Below are 19,434 nucleotides of genomic sequence, written 5' to 3' on the forward strand. Positions count from 1 at the left end.
CTTGAATCAGAGCTAAACGGAGGCTATGAATGGCTGAAATCACCCGCCGCCGCACCGGCGAACTTTTGCGCGAGCTGTTCAAGCTGTTGATGGCCGCGCCTGAAGGCTTGCAGGCTAGTGCGGCCTTGGCTGCACTGGCAGAGCGCGTGACCCTGACACCCTACGAGGCAGATAACTACGATTCTGGCGGGCGGCGCTTCGACAAGATCGTGCGGTTCGCCACGGTGGACTGTGTGAAGGCTGGTTGGTTGGTTAAGGAAAAGGGCATCTGGACCATCACCGACGAGGGCCGCAAGGCGCATGCCGAGCTGACGGACCCGGAGGCCTTTTATCGCCGTGCCTGCAAGCTGTATGCCGAATGGAAGGCCGCGCAGCCTGATGCGGACGCAGCACCATCGCCCAGCACCGCCGCTGACCCCGACCCGCTGGCGCACGACAACACCGCCAAGGCCGTGAGCATTACGTTTGAAGAGGCTGAGGAGCACGCTTGGGCCGAGATTGCGCAGTACCTGCGCAACATGCCGCCCTATGAGTTTCAGGAGCTGGTAGCCGACCTACTGCGGGCTATGGGCTATTACGTGAGCTGGGTGTCGCCACCGGGTAAGGATGGCGGCATTGACATCCTGGCCCAGCCCGATGTGTTGGGCACTCGACCGCCTCGCATCAAGGTGCAGGTGAAGCGGCAAAAGGACGCTGTCAGTGTGGATGGTTTGCGCTCTTTCATGGCGCTGCTGGGCGATAGCGATGTGGGGCTGTTTGTGTGCACGGGCGGTTTTACCAAAGATGCTGCCACCGAGGCGCGCACGCAGGAGAAGCGGCGCATCACGCTGATTGGGCTCGACACCTTGTTTGACCTGTGGGTGGAGCACTACGGCAAGCTGACGGACCAGGCCCGGCGGCGTTTGCCGCTGCGGCCTATTCAGTTTTTGTCGCCGCAAGGGTGAGGGGCGTTTGGGGCAAGCATCTGCTTTTGCTACTGAAAGCGTAGCTGCTAGCGCTTGACTACCAAGCGCTAGAGGCCAATTTGGCTTGATAAGGGCGGCCGGGGGTTAGGTCGTTTGCCTGGAGTCTGTCGAAGGGGCTGTTCGGGCAAAGTGCCCTGGCTTCGACAGGCTCAGCCTGAACGGGTGGGGGATGAACTGGCTTCGACGAGCTCAGCCCGAACGGGGTTGGGGGGCGTCACCTGCTCGTCCCGCAGCGGTAGCCTGGCTTCAAGCCGCGTCCACCCAGTTGTCCAGCTGCAGGCCGGGCACCTTGGCAAATTCGCGGGTGTTGTTGGTGACCAGCATGGCGTGCTGGCTCAGGGCGTGGGCGGCGATCATGGTGTCTAGCGCGCCGATGGGGGTACCACTGCGCTCCAGGGTAGCGCGCAGGTCGCCGTAGGTCCACACGGCGGCCTCGTCAAACGGCAGGATGGTGAGCGGGGCCAGAAACATCTCCAGCGCCTGGCGGTTGCGGGCCGACCCGCTTTTGGCTACCCCGTAGGCCAGCTCGGCCGCCACCACGCTGCACACACCAATGTCGCCCATGCGGTATTGCTGAAAGCGCGCCAGCACGGCGGGGGGCTTGTTGTTGATGATGTAGATGCAGATGTTGGTGTCGAGCAGGATCATGGGTTGATCTCTGTGCGTTGCTGCTCTTCAGGCTGCTCGCGGGTGAGGGTAAAGCCGGGTTCAAAAGCATCCAACCCGGCTTGCAGCGTTTGCCAAGGGTCGTCTGCGGGCAGCAGCAGCACGCCGTTGCCAAAGTGCTTCACGACGACTTCGGTCCCCGCAAAACGGTATTCCTTGGGCAGTCTCACCGCTTGGCTGCGGCCGGATTGGAAAAGGCGTGCGGTGTCCATGGCGGGGCTCTCCTGAATTGGTGACTACCAATGGTAGCTATCGGCGGGTGCTTTTGTCCAGCGCCGACGGGTTCGACTTCAGGGTTGCTACTGTTTGAGTAGCTGCTCACGCTGTATAGGAAAGCGTTGGAGGGTAATTTGGCATGATTAGGTCCTACCTCAGATAGACCGTTCGCCCTGAGCCTGTCGAAGGGCTGTTTGCAAAAAGCGCCCTGGCTTCGACAAGCTCAGCTCGAACGGTTTGGGCCCAATCTGAGGCATGTAGCGAATCAAATAATTTGGCCCTTCACGTCGGAGGCAACGCTGACCTACAGTTGCGCCCCCTCCACCAAAAACTGCACCTTGCGCTCGCCCTTCCACTCGTTTACATCGAGCCGAAAGGCCAGCAGCACCCGCGCAGGCAACTGCTCGGTGTGGCCGAACCAGATCGCGTCCACCGGGTTGCCTTGGTGCAGCAGTTTGATGGACAGGTGGTTTTTGGCCTCGCCCACCAGGCGCTGGCTGAGCACCTGCACTTCTTCGCTGAAGGTGGGCGGCAAAAATCCCTGGCCCCAGACCTCGTGGTGCAGGGTGTCCACCATGTCGGCGCGGCAGTATTCTGGGGCCAGGGGGCCGTCGGTTTCGATGCGGCGGGTGAGGGTGGCGGCGTCCAGCCATTCCTGGGCGACCTGGGCCAGCGCCTGCTCGAAGGTGTCGAACGAGTCTGCGTCCACCGTGCAGCCTGCGGCCATGGCGTGGCCGCCAAATTTCAGCAACACGCCGGGGTGGCGCTTGGCCACCAGGTCCAGCGCATCGCGCAGGTGAAAGCCGGGGATGGAACGGCCTGAGCCTTTCAGTTCGTGCTCCTTGCCCGGCGCGCTGCTGGCCGCAAACACAAAGGTGGGGCGGTGCAGCTTGTCCTTGATGCGGCTGGCCACGATGCCCACCACGCCTTCGTGAAAGTCCGGGTCGAACACGCTGATGGCCGGGGGCGGTTCTTCGTCTTCCTGAAACAGGCTTTCGGCCATCAGCATGGCCTGGTCGCGCATGCCGCCTTCGATCTCGCGGCGCTCGCGGTTGATGCCGTCCAGCGTGCCTGCCAGTTCGGCGGCGCGGCCCGCGTCGTCGGTCAGCAGGCATTCAATGCCTAGCGTCATGTCGGCGAGGCGGCCAGCGGCGTTGATGCGGGGGCCTAACGCGAAGCCAAAGTCGAACGTGGTGGCCACGGGTGCCTTGCGGCCTGCCGCATGAAACAGCGCGGCGATGCCTGGGGGCATCTGACCCGCTCGGATGCGTTTCAGGCCCTGGGCGACCAGGCGGCGGTTGTTGGCGTCGAGCTTGACCACGTCGGCCACCGTGCCCAGCGCCACCAGCGTGAGCAGCGGGTCGAGCTTGGGTTGGGTGGCTGCGTCAAAGATGCCGCGCGCCCGCAGCTCAGCGCGCAGGGCCAGCAGCACATAAAACATCACGCCCACGCCGGCCATGGACTTGCTCTCGAAGGTGCAGCCGGGCTGGTTGGGGTTGACGATGGCATCGGCCGCGGGCAGCTCGGGGCCGGGCAGGTGGTGGTCGGTGACGACGACCGTGAGGCCCAGCGCCTTGGCCTCGGCCACGCCCTCCACGCTGGCGATGCCGTTGTCGACGGTGATCAGCATGTCGGCGCCGCGCTCGGCCACACGGCGGGCTATTGAAGCGGTCAGGCCGTAGCCGTCCGTCACGCGGTCGGGCACCAGATAGTCCACGTTTTGTGCGCCCAGCAGGCGCAGGCCACGCACGCCCACGGCGCAGGCCGTAGCGCCATCGCAGTCGTAGTCGGCCACGATGAGGAGGCGTTTGTTCTGCGCCATGGCGTCGGCCAGCAGGCGGGCGGCGGTGTCGATACCTTTTAAACCCGAGGGAGGTAGCAGGCGGCCCAGGCCGTCATCCAGTTCGTCCTTGGCACGCACGCCGCGCGCGGCATACAGGCGGGCCAGCAGCGGGTGTACACCGGCCTGCTCCAGCGCCCAGGCGGCGCGGGGGGGAATGTCTCTTGCTACTATTTTCATAGCTTTTCGCGAACGTCCATAAAGCGCTGGGGCCTGAAAAGGCTTTGAAAACGTTGGGCCAGGGTGCGGGGGGCGGTGTGGAAGGCCAGCGTATTGCGCTCGCCGCACAGAGTCAGTTGCACGGGCGTGCCGCTTTCGGATGTGCGCAGCAGGCCTGCAACGGGGCCTGCGTCCAGCGCCGTCCAGGCGGCGGCCCAGGCGCGCCAGTCTTCGTTCAGCGCAGCGTCGCGCAAGGTGTTCGGGACGGTTGGTGTGTTGGCAGGAGACGGGGCGGGAGAGGGAAGGACGCCGGTGCCATGCACCCAGAACGAGTTGATCACGGGCAACCCGCGCTCCGAACGCTCGTCGTTGAAGGCGTGGGTGTAGAGCAGCATCTGCATCTCACTGTGCAGGCGGTGGAGGGTGCGGGCCGCTTTCGCATCGGGCATCCAGGCGCGCACGTCGCGCTGCAGCACGCGCTCCAGCGAGGCGGTGGCCAGGTCGGCAAACAGTGGGCTGCTGGCCAGCCAACGCGTGGGCTGGTCGTAGTGCAGGGTGATGCCATCTTCGGTAAACCAGGGGGACACGATGGCAAGCAAAGCGCGCGATGCCGCTTCGTCCAGGGCCAATTGCTCGGGCCCGCGCAGCGTGACGTGGTCGGTGCTGACCTGCCACTGGCAGGGCGTGACAAACGCCCAGGCGTAGCCGTTGGGTGACAGGCCTTGCTGCTGGCGGTGCCACGCAGCCCAGGGGATGCGCCCGTCATCTTCAAAGGGCAGGCCCAATGCGCGGGCCAAGGCATGTTCGTGGGGGGTAGAGAAGCTGGTTTCCTCGCCGCCGCTGTCACTGTGAGCGGGGGAGGGGCTGAGCCGGGCCAGAAGCCGGTCCAGGTGGGGCAGGGCCAGGGCCTGCAGGGCTTGCTGGCATCCCTGGGAGGCGCTGGCGGCGTAGGGAATGAGCAAATGGGTGGTGTCCGACATGGGCCTATTGTCCGGGATGCCACAATCTGCCCCGGCCCGCGGTATGCACCCGCACCGTGTGGGCCCTTCTTTCCAAATCCATGCAAATTCCCTACGAACTGGCCCTGGGCTGGCGCTACACGCGCGCGGGCCGCGCCACGCGGCGCAATGGCTTCATCTCGTTCATCTCGGGCGTGTCCATGCTGGGCATTGCGCTCGGGGTGGCGGCACTGATCATCGTGTTGTCGGTGATGAACGGCTTTCAAAAAGAAGTGCGCGACCGCATGCTCAGCGTGGTTTCGCACATCGAGATTTTTGCGCCCCAAGGAGCTGCGCTGGCCGACCCGGCGCTGACTCTGGCAGAGGCCAAGGCGAACCCCAATGTCGTGGGAGCGGCGCCTTTTGTGGCCGCGCAGGCATTGCTGGCGCGCGGCGAGGACATGAAGGGTGCGCTGGTGCGCGGCATCGACCCGGCGCTGGAGGGCTCGGTCACGGACCTTGCCGCCACCAATGAAAAAACCCTCAACCTGCTCGTGCCCGGCGAGTTCCGCGTGGTGCTGGGCGGCGAGCTGGCCCGCGCTTTGGGCGTGCGCGCTGGCGATGTGGTCACATTGATCGCCCCCGCAGGCCAGGTCACCCCGGCAGGTGTGGTGCCACGCCTCAAGCAGATGACGGTGGCGGGCACGTTTGACTCGGGCCACTACGAATACGACTCGGCCCTGGTGCTGCTGCACCACGAGGATGCGCAGCGCATCTTCCGCCTGGAAGGCCCCACGGGCGTGCGGCTGAAGCTTAAAGACCTGCACCAGGCCCGTGAGGTGGCGCAGCAACTGGCGGGCAGCCTGAGTGGCCAACTGCTGATCCGCGACTGGACGCAGCAGAATCGCACCTGGTTTGCGGCTGTCCAGCTCGAAAAACGCATGATGTTCATCATCCTCACGCTCATCGTGGCGGTGGCTGCCTTCAACCTCGTCTCTACGCTGGTCATGACGGTGACCGACAAGCGCGCCGACATCGCCATCCTGCGCACGCTGGGCGCCAGCCCCAAAAGCATCATGGGCATCTTTGTGGTGCAGGGCGCCATGGTGGGCGTCATCGGCACGGCCGTGGGCCTGCTGTTGGGCCTGGGCATCGCCTTCAACATCGACGTGATCGTGCCCGCCATCGAGAAGGCGCTGAACGCGAGCTTCTTGCCCAAGGACATCTACCTCATCAGCAAGATGCCCAGCGAGCCGCAAAGCAGCGACATTCTGCCCATCGGCATCATCTCGCTCGTGCTGGCCTTTGTAGCCACCCTGTACCCCAGCTGGCGCGCCAGCCGCGTCAACCCTGCCGAGGCCCTTCGCTATGAGTAATCCGACCCCCACGCTCGGCACTGGCGTGTCCTCGCTGCCCCCCGAGGGGGCGCTCGCCGCCTTGGGGCGGCCCGGCGGCGGCTCGGCGGTCAACTCCGCAAAGGCTGCATCGGGCGCGCAGGTGGTTCTCGAAGCTCGCGGCATCACCAAGCGCTTTACCGAAGGCCGCCTGGACGTGACCGTGTTGCAGGGCGTGGACTTGCAGATCCACGCGGGCGAAACGCTGGCCATCGTCGGTGCGTCGGGCTCGGGCAAAAGCACGCTGCTGCATCTGCTGGGCGGGCTGGATGCGCCCACGTCGGGCACGGTGCGGTTGAAGGGCGAAGAGATGTCTTCGCTGTCTGCCGAACGCCAGGGCCAGCTGCGCAACCAGCACTTGGGTTTTATCTACCAGTTTCACCACCTGTTGCCCGAGTTCAGCGCGTTGGACAACGTGGCCATGCCGCTGCGCATCCGCCGCCTGCCGTTGGCGCAGTGCCATGCCGAGGCGGAGCGGGTGCTCACCTCCGTCGGTTTGAAAGAGCGCCTGATGCACCGCCCCGCCGAACTGTCGGGCGGTGAGCGCCAGCGCGTGGCGATTGCGCGTGCGCTGGTCACGCGGCCCGCCTGTGTGCTGGCCGATGAGCCCACGGGCAACCTCGACCGCACGACGGCAGACGGCGTGTTCGATTTGATGCTGCAGCTTGCGCGAGATCAGGGCACTGCGTTTGTGATGGTCACGCACGATGAATCGCTGGCCGCGCGCTGCGACCGCGTGGTGCGGCTGGTGCTGGGGCGGTTGAGCTAGGTCACGCCCCGCTGGCACCGCCGCCATGCCAAGGCGAGCGGGCCGTGTGGGCTGCGTGGACCGCGTTGGGGTCAGATGCCGAGAATCTTCTTGGCGCCCGCCAGTGCTTTCATCGAATCGTCGTGTTTGCCCGCCTTGTGGTGCATCTCGCCCTCGGCGCGCAACTGTTTGACCTTGGCGGCGTTGTCGGCTGTCAGCGTGGGGTTGGTGGCCAGCTTGGCGTCGATGGCCTTCATTTCGTTGGGGCAGTTGTGGGCCAGCGCGGCGCCCGCGGCCAGCGAAAGCAGCACAAGGGCCGAGGCCCGGATCAGAGAACGCATGGATGTCTCCTGGTTGGAACATGTGTTGATGACATTGCTACATCACCCTCCCATACCACCACACCGACAGCGCCGCTGCCAGCAAGGCCAGCGCCGCGCCTGCCAGTGCCAGCAGCGCAGAGATCTCGGTCTCCTTTTTTTCGACCGTCAGCCGTGAGCTGAGCGTTTCGTACACCTTTTTCAAGTCGGCCGCCGTGGCGGCATGAAAGTATTCGGCGTTGGTGCGCGTGGCCACAGCCTTCAGGGTTTCTTCGTCCAGCCGCACGCGCATCGACCAGCCTTCAAACCCAATGGTCTCGCCCTGCAGCGTGCCCACGCCCACGGTGTACACGCGCACGCCCCGGTCCGCGGCCCACTTGGCGGCCTCCAGCGGGTCGACACCCGTGGTGCGTTGCCCATCGGTCAGCATGATGATGGCGGCCGAGTTGTAGGAGCCGGGTGCGACCGGCGTGAAGGATTTGGCAGGGTCTTGCTTGCCAATCTCGTCGATGGGGCGGGGGCGCATGGCTTGGCGGCCGCCCAGGGCCGAGATGTCGATGCCCGCATCCGGAAAGATGGTGGCGAGCGACAGCATGATGCCGTTGCCCGTGGCGGTGCCGCGCTGCAGCTGAAAGCTGTCGATGGCCTTGACCAGGTCTTCGCGGCTTTGGGTGGGCAACTGGGCCAGTTGCGCGCTGCCCGCAAACGCCACGATGCCGACGCGCACGTGGCGGGGCAGCTCGGTAATGAAGGCCTTGGCGGCGTTTTGCGCGGCCGTGAGGCGGTCGGGCTCCACATCGGTGGCGCGCATGCTGCCCGACACGTCCATGGCCAGCATGATGGTCTGGTCCTGCGAGGGCAAGGTGATGACGGCCAGCGGGCGCGCCGCGGCCAGCAGCAGGGCGATCAGTGCCAGCAGAAACAGCGCGGGCGGGATGTGGCGGCGCAGGTGCTGGCCGGGGCCCATGGCCTCGCGCACCAGAGACAGGCTGGAATAGCTGAGCGCCGTTTTTTTGCGGCGGTGCAGCAGCCACCAGTACAGCAGCACCAGCACGGGGACTACCAGCATCAGCCAGAGCAGGGTGGGCCAGAGAAAAACCATGGTGGCGTGTCCTTGGGGCGTGGGTTCGGTGGTGGGTGGCGTGGGCGACCTACTTACGCGGCCACCGGTTCGGCGGTCCACGCCAGGGACGTCGCCAGAGGGCGGCGCACGCGGCGCTGGCGCATGTCCATGAATCGCAGCAGTGCGTCGACCAGGTCGTCGTCGGTGCACAGCTCCAGCGTGTCGGCGCCCGCTTTGGTCAGGCCTTCGCGCAGCACGGCCTCGCGTTGGGCGGCTAGACGGGCGAAGCGGTGTCGAAAGCCGGCGTCGTGGGTGTCCACCTGAAGTTGTTCGCCGCTTTCGGCGTCGCGCAGCGTGACCAGGCCCACATCGGGCAGTTCCAGCTCCAGAGGGTCGAGCAGGCGCACGGCCACCACGTCGTGGCGCTGCGCCAACTGGGCCAGGGGCTTTTCCCAGCCGGGTGCACTGATGAAGTCAGACACCACAAACACCGTGGACCGGCGGCGCAGGTTGGCCAAGCCGGTTTGCAACAAGCGATGCAGCTCGGTGGCGCCGCCTTTTTGTTGTTTTGACGGGCCTGCCGCGGTTGCAGGCGGCTTCAACAACTGGTGCACGAGATGCAGCACATGTGCGCGGCTGCTGCGGGGGGGCAAAACGGTGTCCACCGCACGGGCAGCGGTATCGCCTGCGCCGTAGAGCATGGCGCCCACGCGGTTGCCGTGGCGCGTCAACAGGCGTGCCAACACCGCCACAAAGCCGGTCAGGATGTCGCGCTTGGCGTTGCCTTGTGGCCCGAAGTTGATGGACGGGCTCAGGTCGAGCAGAAACCAGGCGGACATCTCGCGGTCTTCAGTGAACACCCGCACATGCGGGATGTTCAAGCGCGCGGTCACGTTCCAGTCGATGTGGCGCACATCGTCATGGGGCTGGTACTCGCGCAGGTCGGCCAGATCCAGGCCACCGCCACGCATCAGCGTGCGGTAGTCGCCTTGCAGCAGGCCGTCCAGGCGGCGAATCACCTTCCAGTCCAGCTCGCGCAGCAGGCGGTCTGCCTGCCCGGGCAGGGTGGGCAGCGTGCGGGGTGCGGGGGCGGGTGTGGTGCTCATGGTGAAAAACGCAAGTCGCCCTCAGGCGGCTTTCTGCTCGTGGTGCAGGGGGCGCGCAGGCGCTGGGATCTTGGCCATGATGCGGGAGATCAGCGCATCGGCATCCAACCCTTCAGACAAGGCCTCATACGACAGTGCCACGCGGTGGCGCAGCACGTCGGCGGCCAGGTCTGTCATGTCTTCGGGCAGCACATAGTTGCGCCCGCGCAGCATGGCCAGCGCCTGGGCGCCTTCGGCCAGGGCAATGGTGGCGCGCGGGCTGGCGCCGCAGCTGATGTAGCCCGCCAGTTCCTTCAGCCCGTGTTTGGCAGGCACGCGGGTGGCGGCCACCAGCTTGACGGCGTACTGCAGCATCGACGGGTCGACATACACGGTGCGGCATTCGGCCTGCAGCGCGGCCAACTGCGCGGTGGTGGCCACAGGCAGCACCTGCACGGGCAGGTCGAGCGCGCGCTGGGCGATCACAAATTCTTCCTCCTCGGTGGGGTAGCCCAGCAGCACCTTCATCATGAAGCGGTCCACCTGGGCCTCGGGCAGGGCGTAGGTGCCTTCGGTCTCGATAGGGTTCTGCGTGGCCATCACCAGGAAGGGCGAGGGCACCTTGTGCGTTTCGCCAGCAATCGTTACTTGGCGCTCCTGCATCACTTCCAGCAGCGCGCTCTGCACTTTGGCCGGGGCGCGGTTGATTTCGTCGGCCAGCAGCAGGTGGGTGAACACGGGGCCCAGCGTGGTGCTGAACTCTCCGGTCTTCTGGTTGTACATGCGCGTGCCCACCAGGTCGGCGGGCACCAGGTCGGGCGTGAACTGGATGCGCTTGAAGCTGCCCTGGATGGTGCTGGCCAGGGTCTTTACCGTGAGCGTCTTGGCAAGGCCCGGCACGCCTTCCACCAACAGGTGGCCCTGCGCCAGGATGGCGACCATGACGCGCTCCAGAAAGCGGTCCTGGCCGACCACCACGCGTTTGACTTCGTACAGCACCTGTTCCATCAGCGTGGCGGTAGATGCGTGGGTTGCGATGGGCGATGGGGTGGCTTCCATGGGGCTCCTTGGGAGGGTAAGTCGCAAAAATGGGGTCAAACGATCAGAAAGGAGGCATGCCTACCGCCGAGGCGGCGTTCTCAATAGGCACGGCAAAACCGATGCCGATGAAGGTGCGGGCCGGTGTCGGGTTGAGGATCGCCGTGACGATGCCGACCACCTCGCCATCCATGGTGACCAGCGGCCCCCCGGAGTTGCCCGGGTTGGCCGCCGCGTCGAACTGGATGAGATTGCTGAGCTGGCGTTTGCCCTCGGGCGACGTGAACTCGCGTTTGAGCCCTGACACCACCCCCGCCGACGCCGATGGGCCGATGCCGAAGGGGAACCCCACGGCCACCACCTGATCGCCTGCGCGCAGGTCCTGGGTGGACCGCATGGGAGCTGCCTCCAGATCATCGGGCACCTTGTGGGCCTGCAATACCGCCAGGTCGTTCTCGGGCTGCGCGCCGGTAATGCTGGCCGTGGTCTCCAGCCCGTCGTGGAACGTAATGGCAATGCGGTCCGAACCCAGCACCACATGCAGGTTGGTCAGGATGATTCCTTTGTCCACGATGACCACGCCCGTGCCTACGCCCCGCTCCACCTCTTCCTTGCCATTTTTGCTGCGGCCGTAACCCACCACACGCACCACCGATGGCGCAATTGCATCCACCGCCCGCGCTGCGGCCGAGGGCAGGGTGGTGGTCTCCAGCGTGCGCAGCACGGCGGCGTCAATGTCTTCCTGGGTGATCTTGCGGTCGTTGGGGCGCTGGTGTAGCCATAGGCTGGTGACCAGCAACGCGGTAAGCAGCAACACCACCGACCACAAGGTGCGCAGGTGGCGTTTGGAGATGCCGGTGACACCGGTCGGCGTCGCGGGCGATGCGGTGGGCGAGGCGTCTGCAACGGTGGCGGCCATCGGTGCGCCCGCGTCCGGTGCGGGGCGTCGCGCATGGCGGGAGCTGCTGTAGAGGGCGGGCCGGGGCATCCTGTCACCTTTACTTACGCCGCAAACGGGCGCACGGTTTTCACGGTAGCACGGATCGATGCCAAATGCACTTGCGGGGTTTCATCGGGCATCATCCCTGCATGACTGTATGGATTGATACCCATTGCCACCTGGATGCGCCTGAATTTGATGCTGACCGCGACGCCGTGCGCGGCGCGGCAGCCCGCCAAGGCGTTGGTCACTGTGTGATTCCTGCGGTGGAGCGCAGCAACTGGGACACGGTTCGGTTGTTGGCGCACCAGTATGGGGACAGCTACGCGCTGGGGATTCATCCGCTGTACACAGGGCGTGCCGACGACGGAGACGTGGCGTTGCTGACAGAAATGCTGGAGCAACACGGTGCCGACCCGCGCCTGGTGGCCATTGGCGAGATCGGACTCGACTACTTTGTGCCGGGGCTGGACCCGGTGCGGCAAGAGCGCTTTTACCGTGCCCAGTTGCAGCTGGCCCGCCGGTTTGACCTGCCCGTGATCTTGCATGTGCGCCGCTCTGCGGACAAGTTGCTCAAGGGGCTGCGTGATCTGCCGGTGCAAAGCGGGATTGCCCATGCGTTCAACGGCAGCCTGCAGCAAGCAAAAGCGTTCGTATCCATGGGCTTCAAGCTCGGCTTCGGTGGCGCCGTGACGTACGACCGCGCTCTGCAGTTGCGCCGCCTGGCGGCCGAACTGCCCGCCGATGCCTTGGTGCTGGAAACCGATGCGCCCGACATTCCTCCCCATTGGTTGTATGCCACGGCTGCCGAGCGATCCGCGGGACTTCCGCAGGGGCGCAATGCGCCCGGAGAGTTGCCACGCATTGCCCAAGAGGTTGCTCTGCTGCGTGGAGATCCGATAGACCAGTTGGCCCAAACCACCCGACGCAATGCCGTGCGGGCCTTGCCCAGGCTGGAAGCGCTTTTGTGTTGAATCGCCAAAGTGGGTCGGACCCCGTCGAGACACAACCTACATCGCTCCGTAGGACTTTTCAGGGAAGAGATATCTGATGACGCAGACGATTGCCGTGGGTGAGCGGCTGTTGGGGTTGCCCCCCGTGGTCTCGCCGCGCACAGGGGTGCTGATACTGGGCAGTTTCCCGGGCATCGCGTCCTTGCGGGCGCGGCAGTACTACGGGCACCCGCAAAACCATTTTTGGCGCATTTTGCAGGCGCTGTGGCCGCAGGATGCCTTGCCTTCGGGCCCCGGCAGCTACGCCGAGCGGTGCCAATGGCTGCTCGATCATCGCCTGGGGGTGTGGGATGTATACGCGAGCTGCGTGCGCGAGGGCAGCCTGGACACTGCCATCCGCGAGGCCATCGTCAATGACTTTGCCTTGCTGCGCGCGCATTGCCCTGGGTTGAGCGCCATTGCCCACAACGGGGCAGAAAGCTTCAAGCACGCCCCTCAGGTGCTGCGCAGCCTGCAGGCGCCCGCAGCGGACGTGGCCAGCGCACCCATCGAATCCATTAAGCTGCCCTCCACCAGCCCGGCAAATGCCTCCTGGAGTTTTGAACGTAAATTGGCTGCCTGGGCGGATCTGATGGCCCGGCACGGATTGTTGTGAATGACCCGAAAAAAAGAGAAATCAATAGAACTGCCGGAAGTCAGCGTGTCGGACGATGGCGAGGTGCGCCATCTGCATCTGGGAACGCCTTGGATTCAAGGCTCCATGCGTGTCGATCAGCCGTTCGAGATTGAGCTGGAATACGTGCAGCGCATGATGGCCTGGTTGCTGTTTGCCGACCCGGCCCAGGTGTCCAAGGGCCATGCGATGCAGCTGGGCCTCGGGGCAGGGGCCATCACCAAGTTTTGCCACAAAAAGCTGCGCGTGTGTACCACTACGATTGAACTGAACCCCCAGGTGCTGACCGTGTGCCGCCAGTGGTTCAAGCTGCCGCCCGACGGCCCCAAGCTGCGCGTGGTGATTGCCGATGCCGCGCAGGAAATCAAGAACCCGATGTGGCTGGGCACGGTGGACGCGCTGGCCGTGGACCTGTATGACCACGACGCGGCCGCTCCCGTGCTCGACAGCCCTGACTTCTATGCCGATTGCCGGGCCCTGTTGACCGAAACCGGCAGCATGACCGTCAATCTGTTTGGCCGTGCATCCAGCTTTGATCGCAGCTTGAAAAGCATGGCGCAGGCTTTTGGCGACGATGCTTTGTGGGCGTTCAAGCCCACGCGTGAAGGCAATACCGTGGTGTTGGCCCAGCGGACGCCATTGCGGCCCAAACGCACCGAGCTTGCCGCCCGGGCCGAGGCCATTCAGGCCCGATGGGGCCTGCCCACCAGCAAATGGTTGCGGGTGTTCAAACCCGTGGCCGCCTGAGCTGCAACGCTGCACCGTGGCGCCCGCCAACCAAGGATTGAGATGAAAACGAATTCAGTGTCCACCCCGCTTGCAACGCCGACGCCGTACGTGGGCCCGGTGGACTGGCGCCGCATGGTCGGCTGGCTCAATGATGACGGCGTGATCTCCGCAGAGGAGGCCCAACGCACCATCGCGCGTTGCTCGCAGGCCGAAAGCTCGCAGCATGCCTTGGTGCGCCTTGCCAACGTGGCCATGGCGCGCGCGAGTGATGGCAAGCCGCTGGACATCGAAGCGCTGTCCGAGTACCTCGCCAAACGTGCGGGTCTGCCGTATCTGCGCATTGACCCTTTGAAGGTGGACGTGGGGCGTGTGTCAGACACCATGAGCGCCACGTACGCTGAGCGCCACAAGGTGCTGCCCGTGCAAGTGACCACCAAGGAGGTGGTGGTGGCCACTGCCGAGCCGTTCATCGACGACTGGGTGGCCGAGGTGGAGCGCCAGTCCCGGCGCACCGTGCGCCGCGTGGTGGCCAGTCCCGTAGATATCCACCGGTTCACCGCCGAGTTTTTTGCGCTGGCCAAATCGGTGCGCGCTGCACAAAAGGCCGGGGGCGCGTCCGGCGGCAGCAGCTTTGAGCAGCTGGTGGAGCTGGGCAAAAGCAACAAGCAGCTCGACGCCAACGACCAGGGTGTGGTCAAGGTCGTGGACTGGCTCTGGCAGTACGCGTTTGATCAGCGCGCCAGCGACATTCACCTGGAGCCACGGCGCGACCAGGGCGTGATCCGGTTCCGTATCGACGGGGTGCTGCACCCCGTCTACCAGATGCCCATGGGCGTGCACAACGCCATGGTGTCGCGCATCAAGCTGCTGGGCCGCATCGATGTGGTGGAAAAGCGCCGTCCGCAGGATGGCCGCATCAAGACACGCAACCAGCGCGGCGACGAGGTGGAAATGCGCCTGTCCACCTTGCCCACCGCGTTTGGCGAGAAGATGGTGATGCGGATTTTTGACCCCGACAACGCTGTCAAGGACCTGGATGCACTGGGTTTTGCCCAGCACGATGCGCAGCGCTGGGAAGCGCTGGTCAAGCGCCCGCACGGCATCATTTTGGTGACGGGGCCTACAGGCTCGGGCAAGACCACCACGCTGTATTCCACCCTCAAACGGGTGGCGACCGAAGAGGTCAACGTCAGCACGGTCGAAGACCCCATCGAAATGATCGAGCCCAGCTTCAACCAGACGCAGGTGCAGCCCCAGCTCGATTTCAACTTTGCCGAAGGCCTGCGCGCGTTGATGCGGCAGGACCCGGACATCATCATGGTGGGCGAAATCCGCGACCTGGAAACCGCCGAAATGGCCATCCAGGCGGCGCTGACGGGCCACCTGGTGTTCTCCACCCTGCACACCAACGATGCCCCGTCTGCCATCACCCGGATGATGGAGCTGGGGGTGCCGTCGTACCTTATCAACGCCACTTTGCTGGGTGTGCTGGCCCAGCGGCTGGTGCGCACGCTGTGCAAGCAGTGCAAACAAAAGGACGAAGCAGCCGCCCGCGAGACGCTGACTGAAGTAGTCAAGCCCTGGAAGATCAACGGCGCTTACCAGCCTTACAAACCTGTGGGTTGTGTGGACTGCCGCATGAGCGGCTTCCGGGGCCGAATGGGCCTGTACGAATTGCTCACGGTGAGCGAGGCGCTCAAGGACAAAATTACGCAGGCCCCCTCCATCGATGTGCTGCGCCGCCAGGCCGTTGCCGACGGCATGCGCCCCCTGCGCCTGGCGGGTGCGCTGCGGGTGGCCGAAGGACTGACGACGCTGGAAGAAGTGGTCGCAGCCACGCCGCCCATGGAACACACATAGAGGTCTCCAGCACGGGTGATTGCCTGCCGGTTTGGCTTCGGGCAGGCGGTTCTGGCGTTACCGGATGTAGGTGGAATCCACATCGTCAAAGGGGGTGCTTGCCCGCACAATCGCCCAGTTGAGATTTCCCCCAAAGGAGACAATTCGTGAAAATCAAGAGTCAAAAAGACTTTTTTGCCGGCCTCATGTTCATGAGCATCGGCGTAGCGTTTGCGTGGGGAGCCACCACGTACAACGTTGGCAACGGCGCCCGCATGGGCCCCGGTTACTTCCCCCTGATGCTCGGTATCTTGCTTGCCTTTATTGGCAGCCTGATCGCCTTCAAGGCCACCACGGTGGAAACCCAGGACGGCGACAAGATCGGAAAGTGGGCCTGGAAGCCACTCTTCTTCATTTTGGCTGCCAACTTTGCGTTCGGTATTTTGCTGGGTGGCTTGCCCACCATGGGCATTCCGGCGATGGGCCTCATTGTGGGCATCTATGCACTGACATTCATTGCCAGTCTGGCGGGCCAGGAGTTTCACGCGAAGTCCGTGTTCATCCTTGCCACCGTGCTGGCAGTGGGCAGTTATGTGGCATTCGTCTGGGCGCTCAAGCTGCAGTTCCCTGTGTGGCCGAGTTTCATCACAGGTTGATCAGGAGCACCGACCATGGATCTATTTGACAATCTGGCGCTTGGTTTTGGCGTCGCGTTCACGTTTCAAAACCTTATCTACTGCTTTGTTGGCTGTCTGCTGGGCACGCTGATTGGCGTGCTCCCTGGCATTGGCCCCGTGGCGACCATCGCCATGCTGCTGCCGGCCACCTATGCGCTGCCTCCTGTTGCCGCGCTGATCATGCTGGCAGGTATCTACTACGGTGCGCAGTACGGTGGTTCGACCACGGCCATTCTGGTCAATTTGCCCGGCGAGTCATCGTCTGTGGTGACGGTGATCGATGGCTACCAGATGGCGCGCAAGGGGCGAGCCGGCCCGGCGCTGGCGGCGGCTGGCCTGGGTTCGTTTTTTGCGGGTTGCGTGGGTACGCTGATTCTGGCGGCCTTCGCGCCACCGCTGACCGAAGTGGCCTTCAAGTTCGGCCCTGCGGAATACTTCTCGCTGATGGTGCTGGGTTTGATTGGCGCCGTGGTGCTGGCCTCGGGCTCGCTGCTCAAGGCGGTGGCCATGATCGTGCTGGGCCTGCTGATGGGCCTGGTGGGCACCGATGTGAATTCGGGTGTGGCCCGCTTCAGCTTCGACATTCCTGAGCTGACCGACGGTATCGGCTTTGTGACCATCGCCATGGGCGTGTTCGGCTATGGCGAAATCATCGCCAACCTCTCGCGTCCCGATGACGAGCGCGAGGTGTTCACTGCCAAGGTGGAAGGCCTGTTCCCCACCAAGGAAGACTTCAAGCGCATGATTCCTGCGGTGCTTCGCGGAACAGCGCTAGGTGCGGCCCTGGGCATCTTGCCCGGTGGTGGCGCGCTGCTGGCGGCGTTTGCTGCGTACACGGTCGAAAAGAAGACCAAGCTCAAGCCCGGTGAAGTTCCTTTCGGCCAAGGCAACATCCGCGGTGTGGCTGCGCCTGAGTCTGCCAACAATGCGGGTTCGCAAACCTCGTTCATCCCATTGCTGACACTGGGTATTCCACCCAACGCCGTGATGGCGCTGATGGTGGGTGCGATGACGATCCACAACATCCAGCCTGGCCCTCAGGTGATGACGAGCAACCCCGAACTGTTCTGGGGCCTGATCGCTTCGATGTGGATTGGCAATGCCATGCTGATCGTTCTGAACCTGCCGCTGATCGGTATCTGGATCAAGCTGCTGACCGTGCCTTACCGCTGGCTGTTCCCGTCCATCGTGTTGTTCTGTGCGGTGGGCGTGTATTCCACCAACAACAACACCTGGGACATCTGGATGGTGGGGGCCTTTGGCCTCGTGGGCTACATCTTCCACAAGCTGGGCACCGAACCTGCGCCACTGCTGCTCGGATTCATTCTGGGCCCGATGATGGAAGAAAACCTGCGCCGGGCGCTGCTGCTGTCACGGGGTGACTGGAGCGTGTTTGTGACGCGTCCTTTGTCTGCAGGCCTGCTGGCTGCCGCAGCCCTGTTGCTCATCATCGTGTTGCTGCCTTCGGTCAAGAGCAAACGCGAAGAGGCTTTTGTCGAAGACTGATCGACAACCCCTTGTTTTGATTCCCCAACAGCGGCACCTTCGGGTGCCGTTGTTTTTTGGGCGGTCTGCCTGCCCGTGGACAAGTTTGTAGGGCGGCGCGCCACCAGGGCCGGTACACAATTGCGGACAAAGGTCCGTCCGCATGCCAACTCCTGTTCATCCAGTGCAGCACCCCCACCGGGCGATGTTGCACAACGAAATCCACGCCCGCCCGCCCGAGGCAATGACGGCCCCTCTGGCCATTGCCCACATCGTGATGCTGGCCGATGCGGCAGGGCGCGAAGCCAGCCGCGCCCACGTAGCGGCCCTTTTGCGGGATCACCACATGGCGTTGCCCGACGCCCACACCACCCACCTGCGCATGGACCTGGGCGCCTACCGTATCCGCTGGGAGATGCACACCGAATTTGTGTCGTGGACCTTTACGGTGTCGACTGCGGTGGATGCTTTTGGCGAACGCGAGCCCGCCAGTGCTACCGATGCCGTGCCGCACGAATGGCTGGCCGCTTTGCCCGGCCAGTGCCTGTGCAGCCTCAATTTATGGGTGTTGCCGACACACACGTTTGGCTCTGGCTCGCTCGTCAAACATGTGCTGCATGAAGACACGCTGGTGGCCTCGACCGTGGCCGACGGCCACGGCGAGGTGTACACCGACTTTGCCATCCATGCGGACGGTTTCTCTCGCATGGTGCTGCTGGCGGGGGGCATGACGCCGCGCCGCCTGGGCCGACTGGTGCAGCGCTTGCTGGAGATTGAGACCTACCGCATGGCCGCCCTGCTGGGCCTGCCTGCCGCCCGCGAGGCCGCCAGTGAACTGGCCTTTGCCGAGCGTGAACTGGCGGCGCTGGCCGATGCCATCCGCACCGCCAACCGCGATGCCGAACCTGCGCTGCTCGACCGCCTGACCCGGCTGGCCGGGCAGGTGGAAAGCCAGTACGCGGCCACCCACTCGCGCTTTTCTGCCAGCAGCGCTTATTTTGAGTTGCTCGACAAACGCATTCAGGACATCGCCGAGTCGCGTCTGGCGGGCATGCAGACCATTCGCGAGTTCATGGACCGGCGCCTGACCCCCGCGCGCAGCACCTGCGAATGGGCAGCGCGGCGGCAGGACGCGCTCTCTCAGCGCGTCTCGCGCATGAGCAACCTGCTGCGCACGCGGGTGGAGATTGAGCAACAGCAGAGCAGCCAGGCGCTGTTGACCACCATGAACCACCGGCAGGATTTGCAGCTCAAGATGCAGTCCACGGTGGAGGGCCTGTCGGTGGCGGCCATCACCTACTACATCGTCGGGCTGGTGAGCTACCTGGCCAAAGGGGCGCAAAAACTGGGCTGGCCCTTGTCGCCCGAAAGCACCGCCGCCCTGGCCATTCCGGTGGTGGCGGTGGGCGTGTGGTGGTCGTTGCGGCGGCTGCACCACCGCGTGTTTGCCAAGCACCGCTGAGGGATTTGCGGCGTTGTCAGGGCGCGTCTCCAAAGCCCCACCATCGCCGATGGAGGTGGCACCAGCGCAAATGATCGATGCCGTGTTCAGGTCGTCCCGTGCCACACTCATTGGCAGTAGCCCAGCGGACTTCGCGCAGAGCCTGTTCAGCTGGCATATCAGCAGTCATAAGGCGCAATCCGACACCGCCATGTTTCCATGTGGTGAGACTGCCGAGGCAGCAGCGATGGAACATCTCTGGCCC

The 19,434-nt window shown here is 64.4% G+C and carries 19 protein-coding genes; 10 read left to right on the plus strand and 9 right to left on the minus strand.

The features are described from left to right. Positions 1 to 29 precede the first annotated feature (29 nt). Positions 30 to 944, plus strand: coding sequence for a restriction endonuclease (locus tag ACK41V_RS03540; RefSeq protein WP_409777884.1), 915 nt, complete (start codon positions 30 to 32; stop codon positions 942 to 944). A gap of 267 nt (positions 945 to 1,211) precedes the next feature. On the opposite strand, the gene ACK41V_RS03545 is transcribed toward ACK41V_RS03540, so the two are convergent. From ACK41V_RS03545 to ACK41V_RS03560, 4 genes are all read right to left on the minus strand, one after another. After that, entirely contained in the window at positions 1,212 to 1,613 is a 402-nt protein-coding gene (locus ACK41V_RS03545; RefSeq protein ID WP_409777886.1) for a type II toxin-antitoxin system VapC family toxin, read from the minus strand. Further along, a complete protein-coding gene (locus ACK41V_RS03550; RefSeq protein WP_409777889.1) occupies positions 1,610 to 1,843 on the minus strand; it encodes an antitoxin in 234 nt (77 codons plus the stop codon). Before ACK41V_RS03550 ends, ACK41V_RS03545 begins: the two co-directional genes overlap by 4 nt. 308 nt (positions 1,844 to 2,151) lie before the next feature. Further along, positions 2,152 to 3,867 (minus strand): single-stranded-DNA-specific exonuclease RecJ, encoded by a 1,716-nt coding sequence (gene recJ, locus ACK41V_RS03555; RefSeq protein WP_409777892.1) that lies wholly within the window; start codon positions 3,865 to 3,867, stop codon positions 2,152 to 2,154. Then, positions 3,864 to 4,826, minus strand: coding sequence for a phosphoglycerate mutase (locus ACK41V_RS03560; RefSeq protein WP_409777895.1), 963 nt, complete (start codon positions 4,824 to 4,826; stop codon positions 3,864 to 3,866). Before ACK41V_RS03560 ends, recJ begins: the two co-directional genes overlap by 4 nt. Before the next feature lie 80 nt (positions 4,827 to 4,906). Here ACK41V_RS03560 and ACK41V_RS03565 point away from each other — a divergent pair, with 80 nt between their 5' ends. Together ACK41V_RS03565 and lolD are read left to right on the plus strand one after the other, a co-directional pair. Next, a complete protein-coding gene (locus tag ACK41V_RS03565) occupies positions 4,907 to 6,160 on the plus strand; it encodes a lipoprotein-releasing ABC transporter permease subunit (RefSeq protein WP_409777898.1) in 1,254 nt (417 codons plus the stop codon). Next, entirely contained in the window at positions 6,153 to 6,947 is a 795-nt protein-coding gene (gene lolD, locus ACK41V_RS03570) for a lipoprotein-releasing ABC transporter ATP-binding protein LolD (RefSeq protein ID WP_409777901.1), read from the plus strand. Before ACK41V_RS03565 ends, lolD begins: the two co-directional genes overlap by 8 nt. A gap of 71 nt (positions 6,948 to 7,018) precedes the next feature. On the opposite strand, the gene ACK41V_RS03575 is transcribed toward lolD, so the two are convergent. From ACK41V_RS03575 to ACK41V_RS03595, 5 genes are read right to left on the minus strand one after another with little or no spacing between them, the layout of a single operon-like run. Then, positions 7,019 to 7,267: a hypothetical protein gene (locus tag ACK41V_RS03575; protein WP_409777903.1), complete on the minus strand. Its 249-nt coding sequence runs from the start codon at positions 7,265 to 7,267 to the stop codon at positions 7,019 to 7,021. A 37-nt stretch (positions 7,268 to 7,304) separates the two neighbouring features. Next, a complete protein-coding gene (locus ACK41V_RS03580) occupies positions 7,305 to 8,348 on the minus strand; it encodes a VWA domain-containing protein (protein WP_409777906.1) in 1,044 nt (347 codons plus the stop codon). A 53-nt stretch (positions 8,349 to 8,401) separates the two neighbouring features. After that, a complete protein-coding gene (locus tag ACK41V_RS03585; protein WP_409777909.1) occupies positions 8,402 to 9,415 on the minus strand; it encodes a DUF58 domain-containing protein in 1,014 nt (337 codons plus the stop codon). Positions 9,416 to 9,436: 21 nt separating this feature from the next. Then, positions 9,437 to 10,453, minus strand: coding sequence for an AAA family ATPase (locus tag ACK41V_RS03590; RefSeq protein WP_409777910.1), 1,017 nt, complete (start codon positions 10,451 to 10,453; stop codon positions 9,437 to 9,439). 43 nt (positions 10,454 to 10,496) lie between these two features. Next, positions 10,497 to 11,420, minus strand: a complete 924-nt coding sequence (locus ACK41V_RS03595) for a S1C family serine protease (protein WP_409777913.1) — start codon at positions 11,418 to 11,420, stop codon at positions 10,497 to 10,499. Between the two features lie 101 nt (positions 11,421 to 11,521). Here ACK41V_RS03595 and ACK41V_RS03600 point away from each other — a divergent pair, with 101 nt between their 5' ends. The 7 genes from ACK41V_RS03600 to ACK41V_RS03630 all read left to right on the plus strand — a co-directional run bounded on the left by ACK41V_RS03600 (position 11,522) and on the right by ACK41V_RS03630 (position 19,190). Beyond that, positions 11,522 to 12,346 carry a TatD family hydrolase gene (locus tag ACK41V_RS03600; protein ID WP_409777916.1) on the plus strand — a complete coding sequence of 275 codons (825 nt, stop codon included), beginning with the start codon at positions 11,522 to 11,524 and terminating at the stop codon, positions 12,344 to 12,346. A 76-nt stretch (positions 12,347 to 12,422) separates the two neighbouring features. Continuing rightward, positions 12,423 to 12,980, plus strand: a complete 558-nt coding sequence (locus ACK41V_RS03605; RefSeq protein ID WP_409777919.1) for a DNA-deoxyinosine glycosylase — start codon at positions 12,423 to 12,425, stop codon at positions 12,978 to 12,980. Next, on the plus strand, positions 12,981 to 13,745 hold the full coding sequence (locus tag ACK41V_RS03610) for a spermidine synthase (RefSeq protein ID WP_409777922.1): 765 nt from the start codon (positions 12,981 to 12,983) through the stop codon (positions 13,743 to 13,745). A gap of 42 nt (positions 13,746 to 13,787) precedes the next feature. Further along, a complete protein-coding gene (locus ACK41V_RS03615; RefSeq protein WP_409777925.1) occupies positions 13,788 to 15,587 on the plus strand; it encodes a GspE/PulE family protein in 1,800 nt (599 codons plus the stop codon). 146 nt (positions 15,588 to 15,733) lie between these two features. After that, on the plus strand, positions 15,734 to 16,222 hold the full coding sequence (locus ACK41V_RS03620) for a tripartite tricarboxylate transporter TctB family protein (protein WP_409777928.1): 489 nt from the start codon (positions 15,734 to 15,736) through the stop codon (positions 16,220 to 16,222). A 15-nt stretch (positions 16,223 to 16,237) separates the two neighbouring features. Further along, a complete protein-coding gene (locus ACK41V_RS03625; protein WP_409777931.1) occupies positions 16,238 to 17,749 on the plus strand; it encodes a tripartite tricarboxylate transporter permease in 1,512 nt (503 codons plus the stop codon). A 184-nt stretch (positions 17,750 to 17,933) separates the two neighbouring features. Beyond that, positions 17,934 to 19,190 (plus strand): DUF3422 family protein, encoded by a 1,257-nt coding sequence (locus ACK41V_RS03630; protein ID WP_409777933.1) that lies wholly within the window; start codon positions 17,934 to 17,936, stop codon positions 19,188 to 19,190. Positions 19,191 to 19,434: the final 244 nt, after the last annotated feature.

Source organism: Acidovorax sp. (assembly GCF_046291265.1).
Lineage (GTDB): Bacteria > Pseudomonadota > Gammaproteobacteria > Burkholderiales > Burkholderiaceae_C > Acidovorax.

Coding starts and splice junctions, on each gene's coding strand:
- ACK41V_RS03545 (WP_409777886.1), bottom strand. CDS start 1,613: ATGATCCTGCTCGACACCAACATCTGCATCTACATCATCAACAACAAG.
- lolD (WP_409777901.1), top strand. CDS start 6,153: ATGAGTAATCCGACCCCCACGCTCGGCACTGGCGTGTCCTCGCTGCCC.
- ACK41V_RS03600 (WP_409777916.1), top strand. CDS start 11,522: ATGACTGTATGGATTGATACCCATTGCCACCTGGATGCGCCTGAATTT.
- ACK41V_RS03585 (WP_409777909.1), bottom strand. CDS start 9,415: ATGAGCACCACACCCGCCCCCGCACCCCGCACGCTGCCCACCCTGCCC.
- ACK41V_RS03595 (WP_409777913.1), bottom strand. CDS start 11,420: ATGCCCCGGCCCGCCCTCTACAGCAGCTCCCGCCATGCGCGACGCCCC.
- ACK41V_RS03625 (WP_409777931.1), top strand. CDS start 16,238: ATGGATCTATTTGACAATCTGGCGCTTGGTTTTGGCGTCGCGTTCACG.
- ACK41V_RS03560 (WP_409777895.1), bottom strand. CDS start 4,826: ATGTCGGACACCACCCATTTGCTCATTCCCTACGCCGCCAGCGCCTCC.
- ACK41V_RS03575 (WP_409777903.1), bottom strand. CDS start 7,267: ATGCGTTCTCTGATCCGGGCCTCGGCCCTTGTGCTGCTTTCGCTGGCC.
- ACK41V_RS03615 (WP_409777925.1), top strand. CDS start 13,788: ATGAAAACGAATTCAGTGTCCACCCCGCTTGCAACGCCGACGCCGTAC.
- ACK41V_RS03610 (WP_409777922.1), top strand. CDS start 12,981: ATGACCCGAAAAAAAGAGAAATCAATAGAACTGCCGGAAGTCAGCGTG.
- ACK41V_RS03590 (WP_409777910.1), bottom strand. CDS start 10,453: ATGGAAGCCACCCCATCGCCCATCGCAACCCACGCATCTACCGCCACG.
- ACK41V_RS03605 (WP_409777919.1), top strand. CDS start 12,423: ATGACGCAGACGATTGCCGTGGGTGAGCGGCTGTTGGGGTTGCCCCCC.
- ACK41V_RS03630 (WP_409777933.1), top strand. CDS start 17,934: ATGTTGCACAACGAAATCCACGCCCGCCCGCCCGAGGCAATGACGGCC.
- ACK41V_RS03550 (WP_409777889.1), bottom strand. CDS start 1,843: ATGGACACCGCACGCCTTTTCCAATCCGGCCGCAGCCAAGCGGTGAGA.
- ACK41V_RS03580 (WP_409777906.1), bottom strand. CDS start 8,348: ATGGTTTTTCTCTGGCCCACCCTGCTCTGGCTGATGCTGGTAGTCCCC.
- ACK41V_RS03540 (WP_409777884.1), top strand. CDS start 30: ATGGCTGAAATCACCCGCCGCCGCACCGGCGAACTTTTGCGCGAGCTG.
- ACK41V_RS03565 (WP_409777898.1), top strand. CDS start 4,907: ATGCAAATTCCCTACGAACTGGCCCTGGGCTGGCGCTACACGCGCGCG.
- recJ (WP_409777892.1), bottom strand. CDS start 3,867: ATGAAAATAGTAGCAAGAGACATTCCCCCCCGCGCCGCCTGGGCGCTG.